This is a genomic window from Pseudomonas sp. MYb2 (assembly GCF_002979955.1).
Classification (GTDB): Bacteria; Pseudomonadota; Gammaproteobacteria; order Pseudomonadales; family Pseudomonadaceae; genus Aquipseudomonas.
Genome location: NZ_PCQC01000010.1, coordinates 123,141 through 147,910, shown reverse-complemented (window position 1 = coordinate 147,910; position 24,770 = coordinate 123,141). Strand labels below are relative to the sequence as shown.

2 protein-coding genes (1 of these 2 only partly in view) are annotated in these 24,770 nt (G+C 62.4%); both read right to left on the bottom strand.

Features of this window, described 5'->3' with window-relative positions; all coding sequences use genetic code 11:
* Positions 1 to 12,450 carry the 5' portion of a non-ribosomal peptide synthetase gene (locus CQ009_RS18195; protein ID WP_105707964.1) on the bottom strand. 1,077 nt of this gene lie to the left of the window's left edge, so 12,450 of the gene's 13,527 nt are visible here — the first part of the coding sequence; it begins with the start codon at positions 12,448 to 12,450; the stop codon falls past the left edge of the window.
* A complete protein-coding gene (locus tag CQ009_RS18190; RefSeq protein WP_105707962.1) occupies positions 12,450 to 24,770 on the bottom strand; it encodes a non-ribosomal peptide synthetase in 12,321 nt (4,106 codons plus the stop codon). The genes CQ009_RS18195 and CQ009_RS18190 overlap by 1 nt, the downstream gene beginning before the upstream one ends.

The following is a 24,770-nucleotide window of genomic DNA, read 5'->3' as shown; positions in this document are numbered from 1 at the left end:
GGCCTTGGGTCCGGGGGCAGCGGGTTTGGCGGCCACTGCTAAATTGTCGACTGGCATGCTGATAGCTCCCAATTGAATGTCCTGATCAGCGACGATCTGTTCCAACAGGGCTATCCAGGCCTGCACCAGGTACTGAATGCGCTCGTGTCCGAACAAGGTTGTGGCGAATTGCCAATTACCCAGCAATTGCCCTTCTTCTTCGTCAACGAACAATGCCATGTCGAATTTAGAATGGCTCTGCAGCGCCGCCAGCGGCTCGACGCTCAAACCGCCCATGGATTGGGTACGGCCCGGCAGGTTGTTCATCACGAACAACACCTGCACCAACGGGTTCATGCCCTTGTGGCGCGGCACGCCACAGGATTCGACGATCATGTCCAGCGGCAGGTCCTGATGCTCCAGCGCGCTGAGCAGGGTGTCCTGCGTGCGGGCGAGGAATGCCGAGAACGCCGTGTCCGCCGAGAAGCGTGAACGCAGCGGCAAGACGTTGACGAAGAAGCCGATCAGTTGTTCCAGCTGCGCCTGCTCGCGTCCAGCGACGTCGGCGCCGACCAACACGTCGTCGCCGCCGCTGAATTGATGCAACAACACCTGGAACGACGCCAGCAGCGTGCTGTACAGCGTCACCCCGGCGTCATTGGCAACCTTGCGCAAGGCCTGACTCAAATCCTTCGGCAGATGGAACTGCACGGCATCACCGTCGTACGACGCCACCGGCCCTCGCGGGGTGTCCAGCGGCAGGTTGAGCTGCCCGCTGTAACCACTGAGCATCTCTCTCCAGTAATCCGCCTGCTGGCCAAGAATCCCTTGCCGTTCCAGCTCCTGTTGCCACAGGGCAAAGTCCGAGTACTGCACTTCCAGCGCCGGCAACGACGCGGCAGCACCGGCCTTGCTCAGCTCATAGAGCTGCACCAGTTCGTTGATCAACACGCCCATCGACCAACCGTCAGAAATGATGTGATGCATGGAGAACAGCAGCACATGCTCGGTCGGTGACAGATGCAGAATGCGCCCGCGCCACAATGGCGCCTGCTCCAGATCGATCGGCGTTCGCGCGTTATCCAGCGCAGCCTGCGCGACCTGTTCTTCCTGGGCACTGCGCGACAGACCGGACAAATCGAGCAACGGGAAGTCGACATCGACCGTCTCGGCAATCAGCGCAATCGGATCACCTTCGTCATCCTGCGAGTACGCGGTGCGCAGCACTTCATGACGGCGCACCACTTCGGCAAAACTGCTCATGAAGCGCTCGACCGACAGCTCACCGCGCAAGCGCAGGGCCAGCGGCATGCCGTAGGCCGAACTGCCGCCGGACAATTGCTCGGCGACCCACAAACGCCGTTGCACCAGCGACAGCGGTGCCGTCGATTTGCTGCCCCAGGCCTTCAGTGGAACGGCCTGACTGGCCGCCCCGCCAAGGGCCGGTGTTTGTTCTTCGGCCATCCAGGTGGCCAGATCCTTGAGGCGCGGATAGTTGAACAGGTCCCGCAGGCTCAACGTGCCGCCGGTCAAATGGCGCAAACGCGAAACTGCCTGAGTGGCCAGCAGCGAGTGCCCGCCCAGTTCGAAGAAATGATCCTCGCGGCTGACCTGATCGAGTTCCAGGACGTTTTGCCAGATGGCTGCGATCTGCTGTTCCAGTTCACCGACGGGGGCAACGAAGTCACCCGCCGCGACAAACGCGTCGATGCTCGGCAAGGCTTTGCGGTCGACCTTGCCATTCGGCGTCAGCGGCAGGCTGGCGAGGAACAGCACGTGCGCCGGAATCATGTAGTCCGGCAAGTGCACCTTGAGTCGCGTCTTCAGCGCTTCGCGCAGCACCGCTTGCGCGGCTGCATCGGCGCTGGCCACGGTCGCGTCATCGACCACCACATACGCCACCAGTTGATGGCTGGAGGCGATCGGTTGCGCCACCACCAGCGCCTGGCTGACGTTGTCGATCTGCAACAGACGCGCTTCGATTTCGCCCAGCTCGATACGGAAACCGCGCACCTTCACCTGATGATCGATACGCCCGACGTATTGCAACGTGCCGTCGCCCAGATAACGGGTCAGGTCGCCGGTGCGGTACATACGCTCGCCATTGCCGGCGAAAGGGTTAGGCACGAATTTCTCTGCGGTCATCGCCGCCCGGCCCAGATAGCCACGGCTGAGACCGGCACCGGCAAGGTACAACTCCGCCGACACACCCTGTGGTGCCGGTTGCAGATCGCCGCCCAGCACATAACTGGCGGTGCGGATCATCGGTCGACCGATGTTCGCCGTGCCGCCAGCCTCTCGACGGGTCCAGGTGGAGTAAACGGTATCTTCCGACGGGCCGTACAAGTCGAAGATATCGGCGATGGTCGCCTGTTGATACAGGGTGTCCACCAGGTTCTGCTTCAGCGCTTCGCCGCACAGGTTGATGATGCGTACGCTGGCCGGAATATCGCCAGAGTCTTGCAAGGCATTGATTGCCGACGGCACGGTATTGATCAGGCGCACCTGATCGCGCGCCGGCAAGTTCGGCAACTCCAGCGCGTTGCGCGCGATGATCAACGAACCGCCATTGGCCAGGGTGACAAACAGCTCCCACACCGACAGGTCGAAACACACCGACGTCGAAGCGAGCACACCTTGAATGTCCTCGCGGCTGTAGAGGTGCTTCGACCAGTCGCTCAGCGCCATGATGTTGGCATGGCTGATCGATACGCCTTTGGGCTTGCCGGTGGAACCAGAGGTGTAAATCACGTAGGCAAGATTGTTCACACTCACGTCGGTGACAGGCGCGACCGTGCTGTAGGCCGAGAGATCCAGTTGATCCAGCAGCAACACTTGCATGTCGCTGGCGAGCGACAGGGTGGCCGCCACATCGGTCTCGGTCAGCAGCACGCGGGCGCGGCTGTCTTCAAGCATGTAGGCGACCCGATCCGCCGGGTAATCCGGGTCCAGCGGCACGTAGGTACCACCAGCCTTGAGGACCGCGAGCAATGCCACCAGCAGGTTGTCAGAGCGCTGCATCGCCACACCGACGCGCACTTCGGCGGCGACGCCAGTGCTGATCAAACGGTGCGCCAGGCGATTGGCCCGGGCATCGATATCGCCATAGGTGAAGGATTGCTGGCCGAACGTCACGGCGCGCGCGTTCGGCTGGGCAGCGACCTGACGCTCGATGGCCTGGTGAATGCAAATCGGCTCAAGGTCAGCGGTTGCCTGCGGATTCCAGTCACGCAGGATGCGCTGCTCATCGTCTGCTTCAAGCAGGTTCCATTCGCCCAGACAGCCTTCGACACTGGCGCGCATGCCGCTCAACAGTTGCTGCAACTGCGTTGCCAGTTTGACCACGGTGCCGGCGGCAAAACTTGTCTGTTGATAGCTGAAGTGCACGGTCAATTGCTGATCGAGGTTGACCATCAACGTCAGCGGATAGTTGGTCTGCTCATAACGGTCGACTTCGCCAAAGCGCAGATCCGCCGATTCGGCTTGTTGCAAGGCTTCGGCAATCGGGTAGTTCTCGAACACCAGAATGTTGTCGAACAACGCCTCACCGCTCTGCCCCGCCCAACGCTGGATGTCGAACAGCGGCGTATGTTCCTGCTCGCGCAGCAGCAGGTTCTGTGCCTGCACCTGTTGCAGCCATTGCGGCAATGACTGTTCGGCACGTGGGCTGGCAATGATCGGCAAGGTGTTGATGAACAGACCGATCTGACCTTCGACGCCGTTCAACTGCGCCGGTCGTCCCGATACCGTGGCGCCGAACGTGACCGTGTCCTGCCCGGTATAGCGCTGCAACAACAGCAACCACGCGGCTTGCACCAACGTGTTGACCGTGACTTTTTGTGCCCGGGCAAAACTGTTGAGTTCAGCGGTCGCGTGAGTGTCGAGGGTCAGCAGGTATTCACCCTGACCGCTGACGCTTGCATCAACGAGGTGCGGCACGGCATCGGCCAGATACGTCGGTGTCTCGAAGTCGGCCAGTTGGCCCTTCCAGAAGTTTTCCGTGACCTGCGCATCCTGCTGCGCCAACCACTCGATGTAATCGCGATAACGTCCCGCCCCCATCGCCGGCGCGTGGCCGTGATAGCGCTGCAATACATCGCCGAGCAACTGCGAGTTGCTCCAGCCGTCCATCAGAATGTGGTGCGAGGTGTAAATCAGATGGAAGCGCTCAGCCGCCACCTGCACCACGACCAGACGCAGTAACGGTGCCGCGTGCAGATCAAAACCTTGCTGGCGTTGTTCAAGTTCCAAGGCTTTCAGCGCTTGCGCCTGGTCGCTGCGATCACGCCAGTCGAGCACGCTGAACGGCACTTGCAAGCCTTTGTGCACCACTTGCAGGGCATTGGGCAGGTCACCTTCCCAGACAAAACCGCTGCGCAGCACTTCGTGGCTGTCCATCGCCGCTTGCCAGGCGTCGCGGAAACGCTCGACCTGCAAGCCATCGACGGCCACACACATCTGGTTGATGTAGTCGCCGGACTGTTGCGCGTAGAGGGTGTGGAACAACATGCCCTGCTGCATCGGCGACAACGGATAGATGTCGTCAATCTGCTGTGGACGGGTTGGCAAGCCGTCGAGCTGTGCCTGGGTCAGCCCGGCCAGCGGGAAGTCCGAAGGCGTCAGCCCAGCGATGCCCGGGGTCAGGCAATGGCCGATCAAAGTGGCCAGCTCCTCGGCGTAATCCGCCGCCAGTGCTTCGATCACAGCACTGTCGAAACGCTCGCTGCTGAATGTCCAGCCTACGCGCAATTCGCCGCCGTACACCTGACCGTTGAGGGTCAGCCAATTGCCCATTGGCGCGTCCGGGCTCTGGTCGAGACCGGCATTGTCCGGCGCCGGTGCAAACAGCGCGCCGTCATCGCCCTCGAAACTGCCGTCGAACTGGCCGAGGTAGTTGAAGGTGATGCGCGGGGTCGGCAATTCACGCAGGCTCTGTTGTGCCTGAGCATCGCCAAGATGACGCAGTGCACCGAAACCGATGCCTTTATTGGGGATCGAGCGCAGTTGTTCCTTGATCTGTTTGATCGACTCGCCCGGCGTCACCGTCGGGGTCAGGCGCACCGGGAACAGGCTGGTGAACCAGCCCACGGTGCGGGTCAGGTCAACACCGTCGAACAGCTCTTCACGCCCATGACCTTCGAGCTGAATCAGCGTCGACGCCTGCCCGCTCCAGCGGCCAATGACCCGCGCCAACGCCGTCAGCAGCAAGTCGTTGACCTGGGTGCGATACGCCGCCGGGGCTTCTTGCAGCAACTGTCGGGTCAGCTCGCTGCCGAGACGGGTCTGCACAGTGTGCGCCAGACGATTGTGCTGACCGGCATCGGCACGCTTGCACGGCAGATCGGTGCTGACATCGCTCAGGCAGGCCTGCCAGTAAGCCAGTTCCTGCTGCAACGCTGCACTGTTGGCGTAGCGCTGCAAGTGTTCGCTCCAGTCCTTGAAGGCGCTGGTTTTCGAGGGCAGGCGCAGCGCCTGACCGTCAAGCAATTGCTGATACGCGTTCTGCAGATCCTCCAGCAGAATCCGCCACGACACGCCGTCCACCACCAAGTGATGAATGACCAACTGCAAACGCTGGGTGCCATCGGCCAGATTCGCCAGCACCGCACGCAACAGCGGCCCGTTCTGCAGATCGAGGCTGCGCTGGGCGCGGTTGCCCAAGGCCTCCAGTGCGTCGGCATCGGCGACGGCTTCCTGCCACAGCAGGTTTTGCGGTTGATCTTCAACCGCGCGGTGCTCGGCCTGCCACACGCCGTTGTGCTGGGTGAAACTCAGGCGCAAGGCATCGTGATGGGCAACCAGCGCACGCAACACTTGCTCGACTTTGTCCGCGTCCAGCGGCTGGCGCGGCTTGAGCAGCACCGATTGGTTCCAGTGATGACGCTCAGGGATTTCATCGTCGAAGAACTGCTGCTGGATCGGCAACAGCAACGCTGCGCCGGTCACCGCTTGTTGGTCGATGCTCGTATCGTCATCGCCCAACTGCGCGACCAGGGCCAGACGTTGAATGGTCTGGTGCTGGAACAGGTCTTTCGGGTTCAAGCGAATACCGGCCTGTCGCGCGCGGCTGACCACCTGAATCGAGATGATCGAATCGCCGCCCAGTTCGAAGAAGTTGTCGTTGAGGCCCACTTGCGGCAGCTTCAGCACGTCTTGCCAGATCGACGCCAAGCGTTGTTCCAGCTCGCTTTGCGGCGCCTGATAGGTCTGCTGCGCCTGACTGGCATCCGGCGACGGCAAGGCACTGCGGTTGAGTTTGCCGTTGGCGGTCAGCGGCAATTGCCCGAGCAGCAACAAGTGCGCCGGGATCATGTGATCCGGCAGGTTTTCCTTGAGTTCGGCACGCACGCGGTCGCGCCATTGCGCTTGTTCAGCGGCGCTGGCGTCGAGCAATGCCGCATCAGTCGGCACCAGATACGCAACCAGTTGTTGACCACTGAGGCCCGGCTGCGCCAGCACCACGGCTTGGCGTACGGCAGCCTGTTCGAGCAGTTGCGCTTCGATCTCACCGAGTTCGATACGGAAACCGCGAATCTTCACCTGATGGTCGATCCGCCCGATGTATTCGATCACGCCGTCAGCGCGATAACGCGCCAGGTCGCCGGTGCGGTACAGACGACCACCATCAGCGGCAAACGGATCGGGAATAAACCGCAACGACGTCAGATCGGCACGGTTCAGATAACCGCGCGCCAGGCCGGCGCGACCGACGTACAGCTCACCGATGCAACCCTTGGCCACCGGGTTCAGATCGCCGTCGAGCAAGTACCACGACAGGTCGGCAATCGGCTCGCCGATCGGGCTGCTGGCGTCACGCTGCAAATCGGCCATCGACAACGGCCGGTAGGTCACGTGCACGGTGGTTTCAGTGATGCCGTACATGTTGATCAGTTGCGGCGTTTGATCGCCGAAACGCTCGAACCATGGACGCAGGCTTTTCACTTCCAGCGCCTCACCGCCGAACACCACGTAACGCAGCGCCAGTTGTTGCGCGGCGTGTTCCGGGGCGCAGGCGACCTGCATCAGTTGCTTGAACGCCGAGGGTGTCTGGTTGAGCACGGTGATGCCTTCGCGACAGAGCAAAGCGAAGAAATCTTCCGGCGCACGGCTGACCTCGTAAGGCACCACCACCAGTTTGCCGCCGTACAGCAACGCGCCGAAAATCTCCCACACGGAGAAGTCGAACGCGTAGGAATGGAACAGGCTCCAGACATCCTGCGCGCCGAAATCGAACCACGCCGCAGTGGCTTCGAACAGGCGCAGCACGTTGCGCTGCGCGAGCAAGGTGCCCTTTGGCTGACCGGTCGAACCCGAGGTGTAGATCACGTATGCGAGGTTGTCGGCGCTCATGCGCACTTGCGGATTGCTGTCGCTGTAACCTTCGAGGTCTTCGCGATCCTGATCGAGCATCAGGCTGCGCACCGAGTCTGGTACGGGCAGTCGACCGAGCAGATGGCTTTGGCTCAACAGCAGGCCGATGCCGCTGTCGCCAATCATGTAGGCCAGACGCTCTTCCGGATAGCTCGGGTCCAGCGGCACATACGCGCCGCCCGCCTTGAGAATCGCCAGCAAGCCGACCAGCATGTCGAGGCTGCGCTCCACCGCCAGACCCACGCGCACGTCCGGGCCGACGCCGCTGGCAATCAGCTTGTGCGCTAACTGGTTGGCCCGGCTGTTGAGTTCACCGTAGCTCAAGGACTGTTCTGCATACGTCACGGCCACCGCTTGCGGTGCGCGGGCGGCCTGGGCTTCGATCAAGTGATGCAGGCACTGCTCGTTAGGGAAATCGGCCACGGCCGGGTTCCATTGCAGCAGGGTTGCTGCGCGTTCGGCAGCGTCGTGCAGCGGCAGTTCAGCGATACGCTGGCCGCTGTCGGCGACGATGCCGTGCAGCAGATTCGTCCAGTGTCGCGACAGGCGCTCGATGGTCTCGACGTCGAACAGGTCGGTGGCGTAAGTCAGCTCGGCCCAGACGTTGTCGGTCGATTCGAAGGTGTTCAGGGTCAGATCGAACTGCGCGGTGTTCGACGCCCACGGCAAGCCTTCGATCTGCAGTTGCGGCAGGCGTGTCGCGCCCTGCGCCTGACGCGCCTGGCTCTGGTGGTTGTGCATCACCTGGAACAGCGGGCTGTGGCTGAGGCTGCGTTCCGGTTGCAGTGCGTCGACCAGTTGCTCGAACGGCAGATCCTGATGGGCCTGAGCGCCGAGCACGGTGTTCTTCACTTGTTGCAACAGGCTGCGGAACGTCTGCTGGCTGTCGAATTCGGTTTTGAGTACCTGGGTGTTGACGAAGAAGCCGATCAGCCCTTCGGTTTCCACCCGGTTACGGTTGGCCACCGGCACGCCAACGCGGATGTCGGCCTGACCGCTGTAGCGGTGCAGCAAGGTCTGGAACGAGGCCAGCAACAACGCGAACAGGGTGACGCTCTCACGTTGCGCGACTTGCTTGAGGGCAGTAGCCAGTTCGAGGCTCAGGGGGATGTCGCGACGCGCGCCGCGATAGCTTTGCTCGGCAGGGCGCGGACGGTCGGTCGGCAGCTCCAGCAACGGTTGATCGCCATCGCCGAGTTGCGCGGTCCAGTAATTCAACTGACGCTCGCGCTCACCGGCGTCCATCCACTGTTTCTGCCACACGGCGTAGTCGGCGTATTGCACCGGCAACGCCGGCAATGGCGCGGTCTGGCCCTGGCTGTACGCGGCATAGAGCGCCACCAGTTCATCGACCATGATGTTCATCGACCAACCGTCGGAGACGATGTGGTGCAAGGTGATCACCAGCGCATGGTCATCGGCGGCCAGGCGCAGCAGTTTCACTCGCAGCAACGGGCCTTGCTGCAGGTTGAACAAGTGCAGGGTTTCTTCGGCGACCAGCGCTTGCAACGCTGCATCGTCGAGCCCGGCAACGTGCTGCACTTGCAGATCCAGCGTGCCGTGGGCCTGAATCACTTGCAGGGTCTGGCCCTGCTGTTCGACAAAGCAGGTGCGCAGGGATTCGTGGCGCTCGATCAATGCATTGAAGCTTTGCTGCAATGCCGGCAGATTCAGCTCACCGCGCAGACGCAGCGCAGCCGGAACGTGATAGGCGGTGCTGGTCGGTTCCAGTTGCCAGAGGAACCATTGGCGTTCCTGCGCATAGGAAAGTGCCAACGGTTGCAGACGTGGCAACGCGACAATCGCCGGCTCCTGAGTCGCCTGATCGACACCCAAAGCAGCAACGAAATCTTCCAGCGTGCTGTGCTCGAACAGTGTGCGCAGCGGCACCTGAACATTCAGCGCCTGACGCACTCGCGAGACCACTTGGGTCACCAGCAAGGAATGGCCGCCGAGTTCGAAGAAGTTGTCACTGAGGCCGACACGCTCAAGCTTGAGCACCGCTTGCCAGATCTCGGCGACGGCATGTTGAGTCGCGGTTTGCGGCGCGATATAGGTTGACTGCAACTGGCTGGCGTCGGGTGCCGGCAAGGCTTTGCGGTCGACTTTGCCGTTGGGGGTCAGCGGCAGTTGCGCGAGGAACAACAGGTGCGCCGGCACCATGTATTCCGGCAGCTCGGCCTTGAGGCTGGCTTTCAATTCAGCGCGCAGTTCGACTTCATCAACAGTGCTGTAGGATGGCACCACATAGCCGACCAGTTGCGGTCCAGTCGGGCCGTCCTGCGCGACCACCACGGTTTCGCGCACGCTGTCGAGCGCGAGCAAACGCGCTTCGATCTCGCCAAGCTCGATTCGGAAACCACGGATTTTGACTTGATGATCGATGCGCCCGATGTACTCGATCACGCCTTCTGCGCGATAACGGGTCAGGTCGCCGGTGCGGTACAGACGCGCACCGTTTGCCGAAAACGGATCCGGCACAAAACGTTCGGCGGTCAGGCTCGGGCGCTGGAAATAACCGCGCGCCAGACCGTCACCGCCAATCAGCAATTCACCGGGTGCGCCGAGCGGATTTAGCTCAAGGTCGCTGCCGAGGATGTACAGTGCGGTGTTGTCGATCGGGGTGCCGAGGAATGGACGGCTGTGGTCCGCACTCAGCGCATGTTGCGCCGACCAGATCGTGGTTTCGGTCGGGCCATACAGGTTCCACACGCTCGGCGTCAGCGCCAGCATGCGCTGGGCCAGTTCCTGCGGCAGTGCTTCACCGCCGCAGAGGAACGTGCGGCCCTTGAGAATCGCCGCGTGCTCGTTATCGAGCAGCATGCGCCAGGTCGATGGCGTGGCTTGCAGGACGCTGACGGCATGACGCTCGATCAGTTCGAGCACCGCTTGCGGATCCTGATGCACATCCTTGCCGGTCAGCACCACACAGGCGCCAGCCAGCAGCGGGCCATAGATTTCCAGGCCAAAAATATCAAACGAGAACGTGGTCAGCGACAGCATGCGATCCGCAGCGGCAATCCCCGGCTGGTTGATCATGCTCGCGACAAAGTTGCTCAGCGCCGCGTGGCGCACCATCACGCCTTTCGGTTTGCCGGTAGAGCCGGAGGTGTAGATCGTGTAGGCCAGATGCTCGCCATTGACGGCCACGTCCGGTGCGGTCTGTGGATAAGCCGCCAGCCAGGCAGCTGGCTGATCGAGCAACAGGGTTTGCACACCCGCCGGGATCGGCAACTGCGCTTGCAAATGCGTTTGGGTCAGCAGCAATTGCAGACCGCTGTCTTCGATCATGTAGGCCAGGCGATCCTCGGGATACGCCGGGTCCAGCGGCACATAAGCGCCGCCGGCCTTGAGGATCGCCAACAGGCCGACGATCATCTCAACGCTGCGCTCGACCGCGATGCCGACCGGTTGATCCGGGCCGACGCCGGCCTCGATCAGGTGATGCGCCAGTTGATTGGCCCGGGCATCCAGTTCGCCATACGTCAGTACGTCGTCGCCGATGATCAGCGCCGTCGCCTGCGGGTTTCTCTGCGCCTGCAAGGCAAAGTCCAGCTGCACGCACTCGGCCTGCGCACTGTGATCCGCCACGCGCAACCAGTCTTGCAACAACACGCCGTGTTCAGCACTTTCCAGCAGCGGCAGTTCACCGACACGCTGGGTTGGCGCGGCGATTATGCCCTGCAACAGGTTCTGCCAGTGACGCGCCAGACGCTCGACCGTTTCCGGCTTGAACAGATCGGTGGCGTAGGTCAACTCGGCGGCGAAACCGTCATTCGATTCATAGGTATTGAGGGTCAGGTCGAACTGCGCGGTGCGCCCTTCCCACTGCACATCCTCGACGCTCAGCTGCGGCAGTTGTACCGCGCCACGCCCCTGATCACGACTGGTCTGATGGTTGAACATCACCTGGAACACCGGGCTGTGGCTCAGGCTGCGTTCCGGTTGCAGCGCTTCGATCAACTGCTCGAACGGCAGATCCTGATGCGCCTGCGCGGCCATCGCCGCTTGCTTGACCTGCGCCAGCAGTTGGTTGAACGGCAGTTGACCATGCACTTCGGCATTGAGTACTTGGGTGTTGACGAAGAAGCCGATCAGGCCTTCGGTCTCGACCCGGTTGCGGTTGGCGGTCGGCACGCCGACGCGAATCTGCGCCTGACCGCTGTAGCGATGCAGCAACGCCTGAAACGACGCCAGCAACAGCATGAACAGGCTCGCGCCTTCGCGCTGGGCCAGTTGCTTGAGCGCATCGCCGAGGGTGGCTGGCAGGTCCAGTTGCAGACGTGCACCGCGCAGGCTTTGCACCGCCGGGCGCGGGAAATCGATCGGCAGTTCCAGCACCGGCTGCTCGCCGTCCAGTGTCTTGATCCAGTAAGCCAGTTGTCGCTCACGCTCGCCCGCTTCCAGCCAGTGGCGCTGCCAGATCGCATAGTCGGCGTATTGCACCTCCAGTTCCGGCAGGCTCAACGGCTGCCCGGCGCTGTCGGCGGCGTAATGCTGGATCAGCTCGTTGACCAGCACTTTGATCGACCAGCCATCGGCGATGATGTGGTGCTGGATCAACACCAGCACATGATCGTCATCAGCGACCTTGAGCAATGCCACGCGCAGCAGCGGACCCTGTTGCAGATTGAACGGGCGCGCGGTTTCGCTTTCGACAAACGCCTTGATCGCCGCCTCTTCGCCAGCGCTGTCGAGGCCTGCCGGCAGCGGTGTCAGGGTGATGCTCAGTGGCAATTGCGGGTGAATCACTTGGCAGAAGGTTTCGCCGTGCTCGGCAAACGTGGTGCGCAAACTTTCGTGGCGCGCGGCCACGGCATTGAAGCTGCGTTCCAGCGCCGCCACGTCCAGCTGGCCCTTGAGGCGCAAGGCGCTGGGGATGTGATACGCGGTGCTGTGCGGATCCATTTGCCAGAGGAACAGTTGGCGTTCCTGAGCGTACGACAGAGGAATCGCTGCAAACCCGGAGCGTATTTCCGGGATCGGCAGGTTGGCCGGAGAGACGCCCTCTTCGAGCATCTTTTCCAGGTACAGCTTACGTTTGTCCAGCGGCAGAGTGATAAAGCGCTTGGCTACCCTCAAAGCAACACTCTTGTCCATCAGACTTCCTCCATATCGTCAAGCAGGGCTTCAAGCTTGCTCAGTTTCTGTTCGTTGATTGCCCCGCCTCCTGTATCGAGTCGAGCGACAAAGTCGCTCAGGACGGGGTGCTGGAATAACAGTTGCGGGGTCAGCGTCAGGCCCAGTTCGAGGGCGATGCGCGACACCACGTTGACCGCCAGCAGCGAGTGCCCGCCCAGTTCGAAGAAGTGATCGTTCAGACCAATGCGTTCAACCTCGAGCACTTGCTGCCAGATCGCCGCGACCTGCTGCTCAAGCTCACTCTGCGGCGCGACGTATGCGGCCTGCATCTGGCTGGCATCCACCGCAGGCAGGGCCTTGCGGTCGAGTTTGCCGTTGGGGGTCAGTGGCAACTGCTCAAGGAACAGCAGGTGCGCGGGAATCATGTAGTCAGGTAACGAAGACTTGAGGCCAGTCTTTAGTCCGTCGCGCAGTTGCCGCTGCGCTTCGCCGTCATGCATGTCCAGCTGCGGGGCGACCACATAGGCCACCAGTTGCGCACCGGTTTCGCTTTCGATGGCCAGCACCGCTGCTTCGCTGACGTCCGGTTGAGCGAGCAATCGCGCCTCGATTTCCCCCAGTTCGATGCGGAATCCACGAATTTTCACCTGATGGTCGATCCGGCCCATGTACTCCAGTTCGCCCTCTTCGCGTTCACGAATCAGGTCGCCGGTGCGGTACATGCGCTCGCCATTGCCGACGAACGGGTTCGGTACAAAGCGCTCGGCGGTCATCGCCGCACGCCCCAGATAACCGCGGGTGATGCCGGCGCCGGACAGGTACAGCTCGGCCGAAACCCCATGCGGCACCGCTTGCAGATCGGCGTCGAGCAAATGGCTGGCGCTGTGATCGAGCGCACGACCGATGCGCGGCTGACCGCCGGCGATACGGCGGGTCCAGGTCGAATAGGTGGTGTCTTCCGACGGGCCGTAAAGGTCGTAGACGTGCTCGACTGTCGGCTGCTGATACAACGCGTCGACCAGCCCTTGTTTGAGCGGCTCACCCGCGAGGTTGATGATGCGCACGCTCGCGGGAATCTGCCCGGCGCGTTGCAACGCAGCGATCGCCGACGGTACGGTGTTGATCAAGCGAACCTGATCGCGAGTTGGCAGGGTCGGTAGTTCCAGTGCATTGCGCGCGATGATCAGCGATCCGCCATTGGCCAGCGTGACGAACAGCTCCCACACCGACAGGTCGAAGCACACCGAAGTCGAGGCCAGCACGCCTTGAATATCGTCGCGGCTGTAAACCTTCGCCGACCAGTCGATCAGCGCCATGACGTTGCGGTGAGCAATCGCCACGCCTTTCGGCTTGCCGGTGGAACCGGAGGTGTAGATCACGTAGGCGAGGTTGTCCGGCTGCACCGACGTTTGCGGGGCGACACCTGAATAACCGGTCAGCGAAACCTGATCCATCAGCAGCACTTGGGTATCGCTCGGTACGCTAAGGGTTGCGGCGACCGCTTGCTCGGTGAGCAGCACCCGCGCAAGGCTGTCTTCGAGCATGTAGGCAACGCGATCAGCCGGGTAATCCGGGTCCAGCGGCACATACGCGCCGCCGGATTTGAGCACCGCCAGCAAGGCAATCAGCAGCTGTTCGGAACGCGGCATCGCCACACCCACGCGCACTTCCGGGCCGACACCCAACTCGATCAGCTTGTGCGCCAGACGGTTGGCTTGCGCATCGAGTTCGGCGTAGGTCAGTCGCCTATCGGCGAAGGTCACCGCCAGCGCATCCGGCGTGGCCGCCACTTGGCGGGCAATGCCTTGATGAATGCACAGTTCGGTGACGAAGTCGGGCTCGACGTTCGTGACGTTGTCGATCAGGCTCAAGTCGCTCAGCGAGCCTTCACCCGCTTCGGCCATCTGCCCGAGCAGACGCTGCAGGCTTTCAGCCAACTGCGTGACACTCGCCGCCGCAAAACTGTCGCGCTGATAGCTGAAATGCACCGACAGTTGCGCGCCCATGCTCACCAGCAGCGTCAGCGGATAGTTGGTCTGTTCCTGATTGACCACCGCACCGAAACGCAATCCCTGCGGCGCGCCCCGTTCAAGCGCTTCGCCAATCGGATAGTTCTCGAACACCATCAGGCTGTCGAACAGTGCGTCACCGCCCTGCCCGGCCCAGCGCTGAATGTCCGCCAGCGGCGTGTGTTCGAACTCGCGCGAAGCGAGGTTCTGCGCCTGCACGGCTTGCAGCCAACTGGCCAGACTCTGCTGCGTTTGCGGCGCGGCCACCACAGGCAAGGTGTTGATGAACAGACCGATCTGTTCTTCGGCTCCCGGCAGATCCGCCGGACGCCCGGCCACGGTCGCACCGAACGCCACACAGTCTTTGCCGGTGTAACGCTGCAACAGCAACAGCCACGCGGCTTGCACCAACGTGTTGACGGTGACTTTCGAGGCCCGGGCAAATTCACCCAGACGCACGCTCAGGTCAGCGTCCAGCACTTGGTAATGGTCGCCATAACCGACACTTGGCAAAGCGTCGACTGGCCGCGCGATGGCGTTGGCCAGACGCGTCGGCTCTTGCAGGTGTTCCAGCGTTGCCAGCCAGTAATTCTCGGCAGCCGCCGCATCCTGACGCTGCAACCAGCCGATGTAATCGCGATAGCGACCCGCCGGACGCGGCACCGCTTCGCCGCGATAATGCTGCAGCACTTCGCCAAGCAACTGCGCGCTGCTCCAGCCATCCATCAGGATGTGATGGTTGGTGTAGATCAGGTGATGACGATCAGTCGCCGTGCGCACCAGCACCAGACGCAGCAACGGCGCACAGGTCAGGTCCAGGCCCAGTGCGCGCTCCTCGTCAGCGAGGGTTTGCAGCGCCGTGTCGAGATCGGTCTTGCCGTTCCAGTCGAGCACGCTGAACGGCACCTCGACCTGGCGTTGCACCACTTGCACCGGCTGCGGCAGATCACCCTGCCAGAAGAACCCGGTACGCAGAATGTCGTGGGCATCCACCACCGCTTGCCACGCGGCGTGGAAGCGCTGCGGCTCGACGCCCTCAACGTCCAGACGCATCTGGTTGATGTAGTCGCCATTGCCATGTTCGAGCAAGGTGTGGAACAGCATGCCCTGCTGCATCGGCGACAGCGGGTAGATGTCATCGATGCCTTGCGGCTCCAGCACCAGCGCATCCAGTTGCGGCTGCGACAGTTGCGCCAGCGGGAAGTCCGACGGTGTCACGCCACGGTTGCCGCTGTCGCAGCAATGGCCGATCAGCGCGGTCAGCTCCTGCATGTAGTCATCGGCCAGGCGCTGGATGGTCGCGGCGTCGAACATGGCGCCGCTGTAGGTCCAGCTCAGGTCCAGCTCGCCGCCGAAGACTTTGCCGTTCAGCGCCAGCGGATTGCCCAGCGGCCCTTGCATATTGACTTCGGCACCGCCGGCTTCGCTGGTCGGTACAAACAAGGCCTCGTCGGCCGCGTCGAAGCTGCCGTCGAACTGGCCCAGATAGTTGAAAGTCAGGCGCGGTGCCGGCAAGGCCTGCAGGGTTTCGCGCGCCTGTTCATCACCCAGATGCGCCAGCGCACCGAAGCCGATGCCTTTGTGCGGAATGGCCCGCAGTTGCTCCTTCACTTGTTTGAGCGATGCACCCAGTTCAGTCACCGGTGACAGACACGCCGGGAACACACTGGTGAACCAACCGACCGTGCGGGTCAGGTCGATGCTGTCGAAGAGGTCTTCGCGACCGTGGCCCTCGAGCAAGACCAGCGCACTGTCGTCACCGGTCCAGCGCACCATCACTCGCGCCAGTGCGGTCAGGAGCAGATCGTTGACCTGCGTACGATAGGCCTGTGGCGCGTCCTGCAAGAGTTGACGGGTCAGGGCTTTGTCCAGTTTGCTGCGGATCGTCAGCGCCTGATCGTGTTGCTGCCCGCCGTGCGGATGGTCGTAAGGCAAGGCGGCCGAAGCGCCTTGCAACTGCTGCTGCCAGAAGCGCAGTTCAGCCTGCAACGCAGGGCTTGCCGCATAATCCTGCAACGCTGCCGCCCAGGCTTTGACTGCGCTGGTCTTGGCCGGCAATTGCACGGATGCACCGGCACTGAGCTGCCGATAAGCGTTTTGCAGGTCTTCGAACAGGATCCGCCACGACACGCCATCGACCACCAGGTGATGAACGATCAGCAACAGGCGTTGCGTACCGTCAGCCAGATTCGCCAACACCGCGCGAATCAGCGAGCCACCGCTCAGTTGCAGGCTACGTTGCGCCTTGTCGCCCAGCACTTCCAGAGCTGCAAGGTCAGCGACCTCGACTTGCCACAGAATGGTCTCACCCGCTTGCGTTACCACATCACGGTATTGCGCGGCCCAACCATCAGCCTGCTCGACAAAGTCCAGACGCAAGCTGTCGTGATGCAGCACCAAGGCATCGAGTGCTTGTTCCAGCAATTGCGCATTCAGCGCCTGCGTCGGCTTGAGCATCACCGACTGGTTCCAGTGATGACGGTCGGGAATCGCCTGCGCGAAGAACTCCTGATGGATCGGCAACAGCGCTGTGCTACCGGCGACCGGTTGCTGATCGATCAATTGCAACGCTTCACCGGTCTGCGCGACCACGGCCAGCGCTGCAATGGTCTGGTGCTGGAAGAGGTCTTTCGGTGTGAAGCGAATCCCGGCCTGCCGCGCACGGCTGACCACTTGAATCGAGATGATCGAATCGCCGCCCAGCTCGAAGAAGTTGTCGCTGATACCCACTTGCTCAAGCTTGAGCACGTCTTGCCAGATCGCCGCCAGTTGCTGTTCCAGCGGCGTGTGCGGTGCAAGGTAAGCCTGCTGCAGCTGGCTGACGTCCGGTTTCGGCAGGTTCTTGCGATCGAGTTTGCCGTTCGGCGTCAGCGGCATGCGCTCCAGACGCAAGACATACGCCGGCACCATGTGCCCCGGCAACGTCGCCTTGAGTTGCGCACGCAGATCGTCGGTGAAGTCGGCACGGCTGGAATCGCCCACCACATAGGCCACCAGACGCTTGCCACTGCCGGCGCTGCCTTCCTGCGCGACGACCACCGCTTCGCGCACGCCGTCGAGGGCTTGCAGGGCTGCTTCAACTTCGCCCAACTCGATACGGAAACCGCGAATTTTCACCTGATTGTCAATGCGATCCAGATAGTCGAACGTGCCATCGAGACGCTGACGCACCAGGTCGCCTGTGCGATAAAGCAAGCCGCCGGTGGTGCTGAACGGGTCCGCGACGAAGCGCTCGGCAGTCAGCCCCGGACGGTTCAGATAACCCCGCGCCAGCCCCGTGCCACCGAGGTACAACTCACCGGCCATGCCTTGCGGTAGCAGGTTCAGATCGGCGTCGAGCACGTAGGCGCTGCGGTCACCGATACGGCTGCCGATTGGCGCGTACGCGGCGCCACACGGCACTTCGCGACCGGCCTTCCAGATCAGTGGAGTGACCACGGTTTCGGTCGGACCGTAGCCGTTGATGATGTAGTCCGGATCGAGCGCGCGTTTGACCCGCTCAAAACTCGCGTTCGGCACCGCGTCACCGCCGAAGCAATAGATACGCACCTTCGGCGGATTGCCGACGCGCTCGGCGTGTTCGGCCAATTGTTGCAGGTACACCGGCGGGAATGCGACGACAGTCACGCCGTGTTCGATCATCGCGTTGTAGGTCTGCTCCGGCGTCCACAGCGTGTCGTCGCGAATCAGCAGCGACGCACCGTGAGTCAGGCTGGTCAGCCAGCGTTCGTGGGCACCATCGAAGGCGAACGACATGAAGTGGAATTCGCAGTCACTGTCGCGCATTTCATAACGCTGACCGATGGCCTGGCAATGCATGGCCAACGGACCGTGGGCGACGCTGACGCCTTTCGGATTGCCGGTGGAACCGGAGGTATAAATCACGTAGGCGAGGTTGTGCGGATCGAGCTGCACCTGCGGTGCCTTGATCGGCAACTCGCGCAAATCGAGACGATCCAGTTCCAGCAGCGGCACCGACTCATCGACCGGTAATTGCGCCGACACCGACGAGTCGCTGATCAGCAGCGCCAGCCCGGAATCTTCGATCAGATAGGCCAGGCGTTCGCGCGGATAGCTGGTGTCCAGCGGCACATAAGCACCGCCAGCCTTGAGCACCGCCAGCAGCGCGACGATCACCGACTCGCTGCGCGGCAGAGCTACACCGACGCGGGTTTCTGCGCCGACGCCGCGGGCGATCAGTGCGTGCGCCAGTTGATTGGCACGCTGGTCGATCTCGCCGTAGCTGAAATGCTCACCGTTGAAGATCACCGCCGTGCGCTGCGGATTTTCCGTGGCCAACGCGGCAATACGCTGATGTACGCCGATGTCCACCGGGTACGGCTGCGGATGGTTTTCGGCTTGCTGGCGGGCCTGCTCTTGAGCATCGGCCAAGGCGATTTCACCGAGGTTGCGTTCGGCGGACACGGCGAACTGCTCAAGCAATTGCAACAGGTGCGCACTGATACCGGCGATGACATCGCTGGCGAACTGGCCGCGATCAAAGCTGTAGTGCAACGCCAACTGCTGACCGAGGGTGACCGCCACGCTCAGCGCGTAATGGGTTTGTTCGAGATTGCCGACATCACCGAATGTCAGCCCTTGCCCGGCCTGACTCAGCGCCTGGGCAATCGGGTAGTTTTCGAACACCAGAATATTGTCGAACAGTGCTTCACCGCCCTGCCCGGCCCAACGCTGGATGTCCGCCAGCGGCGTGTGTTCGAAGTCGCGCAAGCTGAGGTTTTGCGCCTGTACCGCTTGCAGCCAGCTGCCAACGCTTTGATCCGGACGCGGCGCGCCGATCACCGGCAAGGTGTTGATGAACAGACCGACCTGCTGCTCGATGCCCGGCAGATCCGCCGGACGCCCGGCCACCGTCGCACCGAACGCCACGGCTTCGTGACCGGTGTAGCGTTGCAGCAACAGCAGCCACGCCGCTTGCACCAAGGTGTTGACGGTGACTTTTTGCTGGCGGGCAAAGGTTTCCAGCGCCTGGGTGCGTTGCACGTCCAGCGTCAGGAAGTGATCGCCGTGGCCGCTCTGCTTCTCGCCAGCGGTGGCTGCCCGGGCCAGTCGCGTCGGCTCTTGCAGGGCAGCTAATTGGCCGTTCCAGAAATCTTCACTCAGTTGGCCGTCCTGACGTTGCAGCCAGGCGATGTAATCGCGATAACGTCCGCCGCCCGTCACCGGCGTGCGACCGCTGTAGCGCTGCAAGACTTCACCGAGCAACTGCGAGTTGCTCCAGCCGTCCATGAGGATGTGGTGATGGGTGTAAATCAAATGCCATTGCTCGGCACCGGTCTGCACCAGCAGCAGTCGCAGCAGTGGCGCGCAGCTCAGATCAAAACCTTGCTGGCGCTCGGCATCGGCCAACGCCGCGAGCGCTGCGGGCTGATCGTCGCGGTCGCGCCAGTCAAGAATGCTGAACGGCAGTTGCACCCGCTTGTGGACGATCTGCAGCGGCTGCGCCAGCTCACCCTGCCAGACGAACCCGCTGCGCAGAATGTCCTGCGCATCGACGGTGGCCTGCCACGCGGCGCGGAACCGCTCGGGATCGAGACCCTCGACGTCGACGCGCAACTGGTTGATGTACTCACCCGCCGCTTGTTCGTAAAGGGTGTGGAACAGCAAGCCCTGTTGCATCGGCGACAGCGGATAGACATCGTCGAGTTGACCCGCCGGCACCGGCAGCGCATCCAGTTGTGCCTGGGTCACGCGCGCCAACGGGAAGTCCGATGGCGTCGCTTGTGCGGCTTGCAACGTGCAGCAATGTTCGATCAGCGCATGCAGCTCGATGGCGTACTGTTCGACCAGATACCGCACGGTCGCGCTGTCGAACATCTCGCGGCTGAAACCCCAGCTCATCGACAGTTCACCGCCATAGACCTGACCTTCCACGGTCAGCCAATTGGCCAGAGGCGCGGCCGGATCCTGCGCGACACCGCTGGTTTCGGCGGACGGTACGAACAACGCGGCTTCGTCGAACTGGCGGTCGAACTGACCGAGGTAGTTAAAGGTAATCCGTGGCGGAGCCAACTCCGCCAATTCGGCGCGCACCGATGGCGCCGCCAGATAACGCAGCACGCCGTAGCCCAGGCCTTTGTCCGGCACGGCGCGCAGTTGCTCTTTGATCGACTTGATCGAACCGTCGAGATCGTCGGCAGCGGTCAGCTTGACCGCGAACAGACTGGTGAACCAGCCCACGGTGCGGGTCAGGTCAATGTCATCGAAGAGGTCTTCGCGACCATGCCCCTCTAGCTCGATCAGTGTGCCGGGCTGGCGGGTCCAGCGACTGATGGTGCGCGCCAGTGCGGTCAACAACAGATCATTGACTTGCGTGCGATACGCCGCCGGCGCCTGTTGCAGCAACTGACGGGTACGCTCGGCGTCGAGGCGCCATTCGATTTTCTCGCCATGCAGGTTTTGCAGGCTGCCGTCCGGTCGCTCGCACGGTAGATCCTGTGCGCCCTGATGCTGGTTTTTCCAGTAATCCAGTTGTTCATCGAAGCGTGCAGCAGCGCTTTCCAGACGCGCGGTCCAGCTCTGGAAGGCATTGGTCTTGGCCGGCAACTGAATGCCTCCGCCCGCCGAGCGCTGCTCGTAAGCTTGCTGCAAATCTTCCAGCAGCACGCGCCAGGAAACGCCGTCCACTGCCAAGTGGTGAATGATCAACGCCAGGCGCTGAGAGCCATCAGCCATCTTCACCAGCAGTGCGCGCAGTAGCGGACCCTTCTGCAGGTCGAGGCTGCGTTGGGCTTCGTTGCACAACGACTGCAACTGTTCCGCCGACTCGGCATCACGCAACCACAGGTCAGCGCTGCCCACCAGCGGGCCATGGCTCTGCTGCCAGCCGTCTGCGCTTTCGACAAAGCGCAGGCGCAAGGCGTCGTGATGATTGATCACCTGCGTCAGCGCGGCCTCAAGCCACTGCGCATTCAAGCTGTCGCGTGGGGTCAGCAGCAGCGACTGGTTCCAGTGATCACGCAGCGGCATCACACGACTGAAGAAATGCTGCTGGATCGGCCCGAGCACGGCAGCGCCGGTCACCGGCCCTTGATCCACCGAGGTCTGATTATCCAGCGTGGCGACCAGCGCAAGGCTGCGCACCGTTTGGTACTGGAACAGGTCACGCGGGCTGAGACGAATCCCGGCCTGTCGCGCACGGCTGACCACTTGAATCGAAATGATCGAATCGCCGCCCAGTTCGAAGAAGTTGTCTTCCAGACCGACGCGCTCAAGGCCGAGCACGTCTTCCCAGATCGCCGCCAACGCTTTTTGCAGCGCATCCTGCGGCGCGACGAACGCTTGTTGCGGAGCGGCATCCGGTTGCGGCAAGGCTTTGCGATCGAGTTTGCCGTTGGCGGTGACCGGCAGTTTGGTCAGCGTCATCAGGTAGGTCGGCACCATGAATTCCGGCAGGCTGCCGAGCAGCCACGCCTTGACGTCCTGCTGCCACTGCTCGTCCGGCTGAGCCTGTTCCAGCACAAGGTATGCCACCAGGTGTTTGCCGCCCTGAACCAGCACCACCGCTTCGCGCACCAGCGGATGCTGCATCAGACGGGTTTCAATTTCACCCAGCTCGATGCGCAGACCGCGCAGTTTCACTTGATGGTCGAGACGACCAAGGTATTCGATCACGCCGTCGGCGCGCTGGCGCACACGGTCACCGGTGCGGTACAGGCGCGCGCCGTCGTGGAACGGGCACGGCACAAAACGCTCGGCGGTCAGCGCCGGGCGCTGGTGATAACTGCGCGCCAGACCGGCGCCGCCCAAGTACAGTTCGCCGGCCACGCCACTCGGCACCGGCAACAGTTCGGCATCGAGGACGTGGGTGCGCAGGTTGGCGATCGGCCGGCCGATCGGCACGCTGTCGGCGCCTTCGTCAACGCAGGTCCAGTGGGTCACGTCGATGGCCGCTTCGGTCGGGCCGTAGAGGTTGTAGAGGCCGGCATTAGGCAGTTTGGCGAAGACTTGCAGTTGCGCGTCCAGCGGCAGTGCTTCACCGCTGCAGACGATGCGCTTGAGGCCCACGCAGCTTTCGACACCGGCCTCATGAATGAACGCCTGCAACATCGACGGCACAAAGTGCAACGTACTGATGCCGTGGCGATTGATGATGTCGATCAGTTGCAGCGGATCGCGGTGCGCACCTGGCGCGGCAACCACCAGACGCGCACCGGTCAGCAGCGGCCAGAAAAACTCCCAGACCGACACGTCGAAACTGAACGGGGTCTTCTGCAACACCGAATCGCTGGCGTCGAGGCCGTAGGCTTCCTGCATCCAGCACAAGCGGTTGACCAGCGCCGCGTGGCTGTTGCCGGCGCCTTTCGGTTTGCCGGTGGAACCCGAGGTGTAAATCACATAGGCCAGGTTCAGCGGATCGATGCTGACGTTCGGACGGCTATCGCTGTAGCGGTCGAGCAGGCCCGGCTGATCCAGCGTGATGACCTGCACGCCGTCAGTCGGCAGCGATGCCAGCAAAGCATCCTGGGTCAGCAGCAAGGTGATGCCGCTGTCCTCGATCATGTACGCCAGACGCTCCTGCGGGTACTCCGGATCCAGTGGCACATAAGCGCCGCCAGCCTTGAGAATCGCCAGCAGCGCGACAACCATTTCCACCGAACGCAGAGCACAAACGCCGACCAGACTGTCGGCCCGCACGCCTTGTTCACCCAGCAAATGCGCGAGGCGGTTGGCCCGCGCATCCAGTTCGGCGTAGCTCAGCGTCTGCTCACCGAACAGCAGCGCCGGCGCATTCGGCGTGCGCGCGACCTGCGCTTCGATCAGTTGGTGTATCGGGGTTTGCATCGGATAAACCGCGTGAACGTTGTTCCAGTCATGCACCAGCGTGTGCTGCTCATCGGCCTCCAGCAGCGGCAGTTCGCCGATGCGTTGCGACGGATCGGCGACCATGGCCTTGAGCAAGCGCAGCCAGTGGCGCGCCATGCGCTCGATGGTGGCCGGCTCGAACAAGTCGCTGGCGTACGTCAGCGCCGCGTGCAGCTTGCCGCCCTTCTCGTAGGTATCGAGGGTCAGATCGAACTGGGTGGTACGGCTCTGCCAGTCAAGACTGTTCAACAGTAGACCGGAGGCCGTGCTGATGCTGGCGATGTCCGCCACTTGCGGCTGGTGGTTGTACATCACCTGAAACAGCGGCGTGTGGCTGAGGCTGCGTTCCAGCTTCAGCGCTTCGACCAATTGCTCGAACGGCAGATCCTGATGCGCCTGAGCGCCGAGCGCGGTGTCCTTGACGGCGCGCAGCAGATCGTCAATCCGGGTCTGCCCGTCCAGTTGGGTACGCAGCACTTGAGTGTTGACGAAGAAGCCGATCAGCCCTTCGATTTCGCCACGGTTGCGGTTGGCAATCGGCACGCCGACACGGATGTCGGTCTGGCCGGTGTAGCGATGCAGCAGCGCGTTGAAAGCACCGAGCAAGAGCATGAACAACGTGACTTGATGCTGCTGCGCGGTGTTGCGCAGTTGCTCGGCCAGTTGTTCATCGACAGCGAATTCATAGCGAGTGCCGCGATAGCTCGGCATCGCCGGACGCGAATGATCCAGCGGCAGCTCCAGCACCGGGTGTTCGTCACCCAGTTGCGCCTGCCAGTAATCGAGTTGGCGCGCCTGTTCGCCCGCTTCGAGCCAGCGGCGTTGCCACAAGGCGTAGTCGCTGTACTGGATCGGCAGCGCGGCCAGTTGCGGTGGCTGACCGGCATCGAACGCGTCGTAGCAACGGATGAACTCGTCGATCAATACGTTCATCGACCAGCCATCGGAAACGATGTGGTGCAGGGTCAGCAGCAACACATGCTCCTGATCGGCGAGTTTGAGCAACGTCACCCGCAGCAGCGGACCCACGGCCAGGTCGAATGGCAACACCGACTGTTGTTCGGCGGCCTGCACCACAGCCTGCTCACGCTCGCTGGCCGGCAGTGCGCTGAAGTCTTCATGACGGATCACCAACGGCGCGCTGGCCGGCACTTGCGACAGACTGTCATCGGCCTGGCGCTGGAACACCGTACGCAGGGTTTCGTGGCGCTCGACCAGGCTGGCGAAGGCTTGCTCCAGCGCCGCCACGTTCAAACGGCCATTGAGCCGTACCGCGCCTGGCAGGTTATAGGCGCCACCTTGGGGATCCAGCTGCCAGAGAAACCACATGCGTTGCTGTGCGTAAGACAGCGCCTGCCGATCCTCGGCCTCGACGCCGGTCGGAATCGGAAACCGGGAAAAATCCACCCCTTCCCTCTGCAGGGCAGCGAGGAACATCTGGCGCTTTTCCAGGGGCAACCCGATAAACCGGCGAGCGAGTTTCAAGGAGTCTTCAGCATTCAT

Bases quoted from the DNA above. Each gene is read 5' to 3' on its own strand.
- CQ009_RS18190 (WP_105707962.1), bottom strand. From the start codon at position 24,770: ATGAATGCTGAAGACTCCTTGAAACTCGCTCGCCGGTTTATCGGGTTG.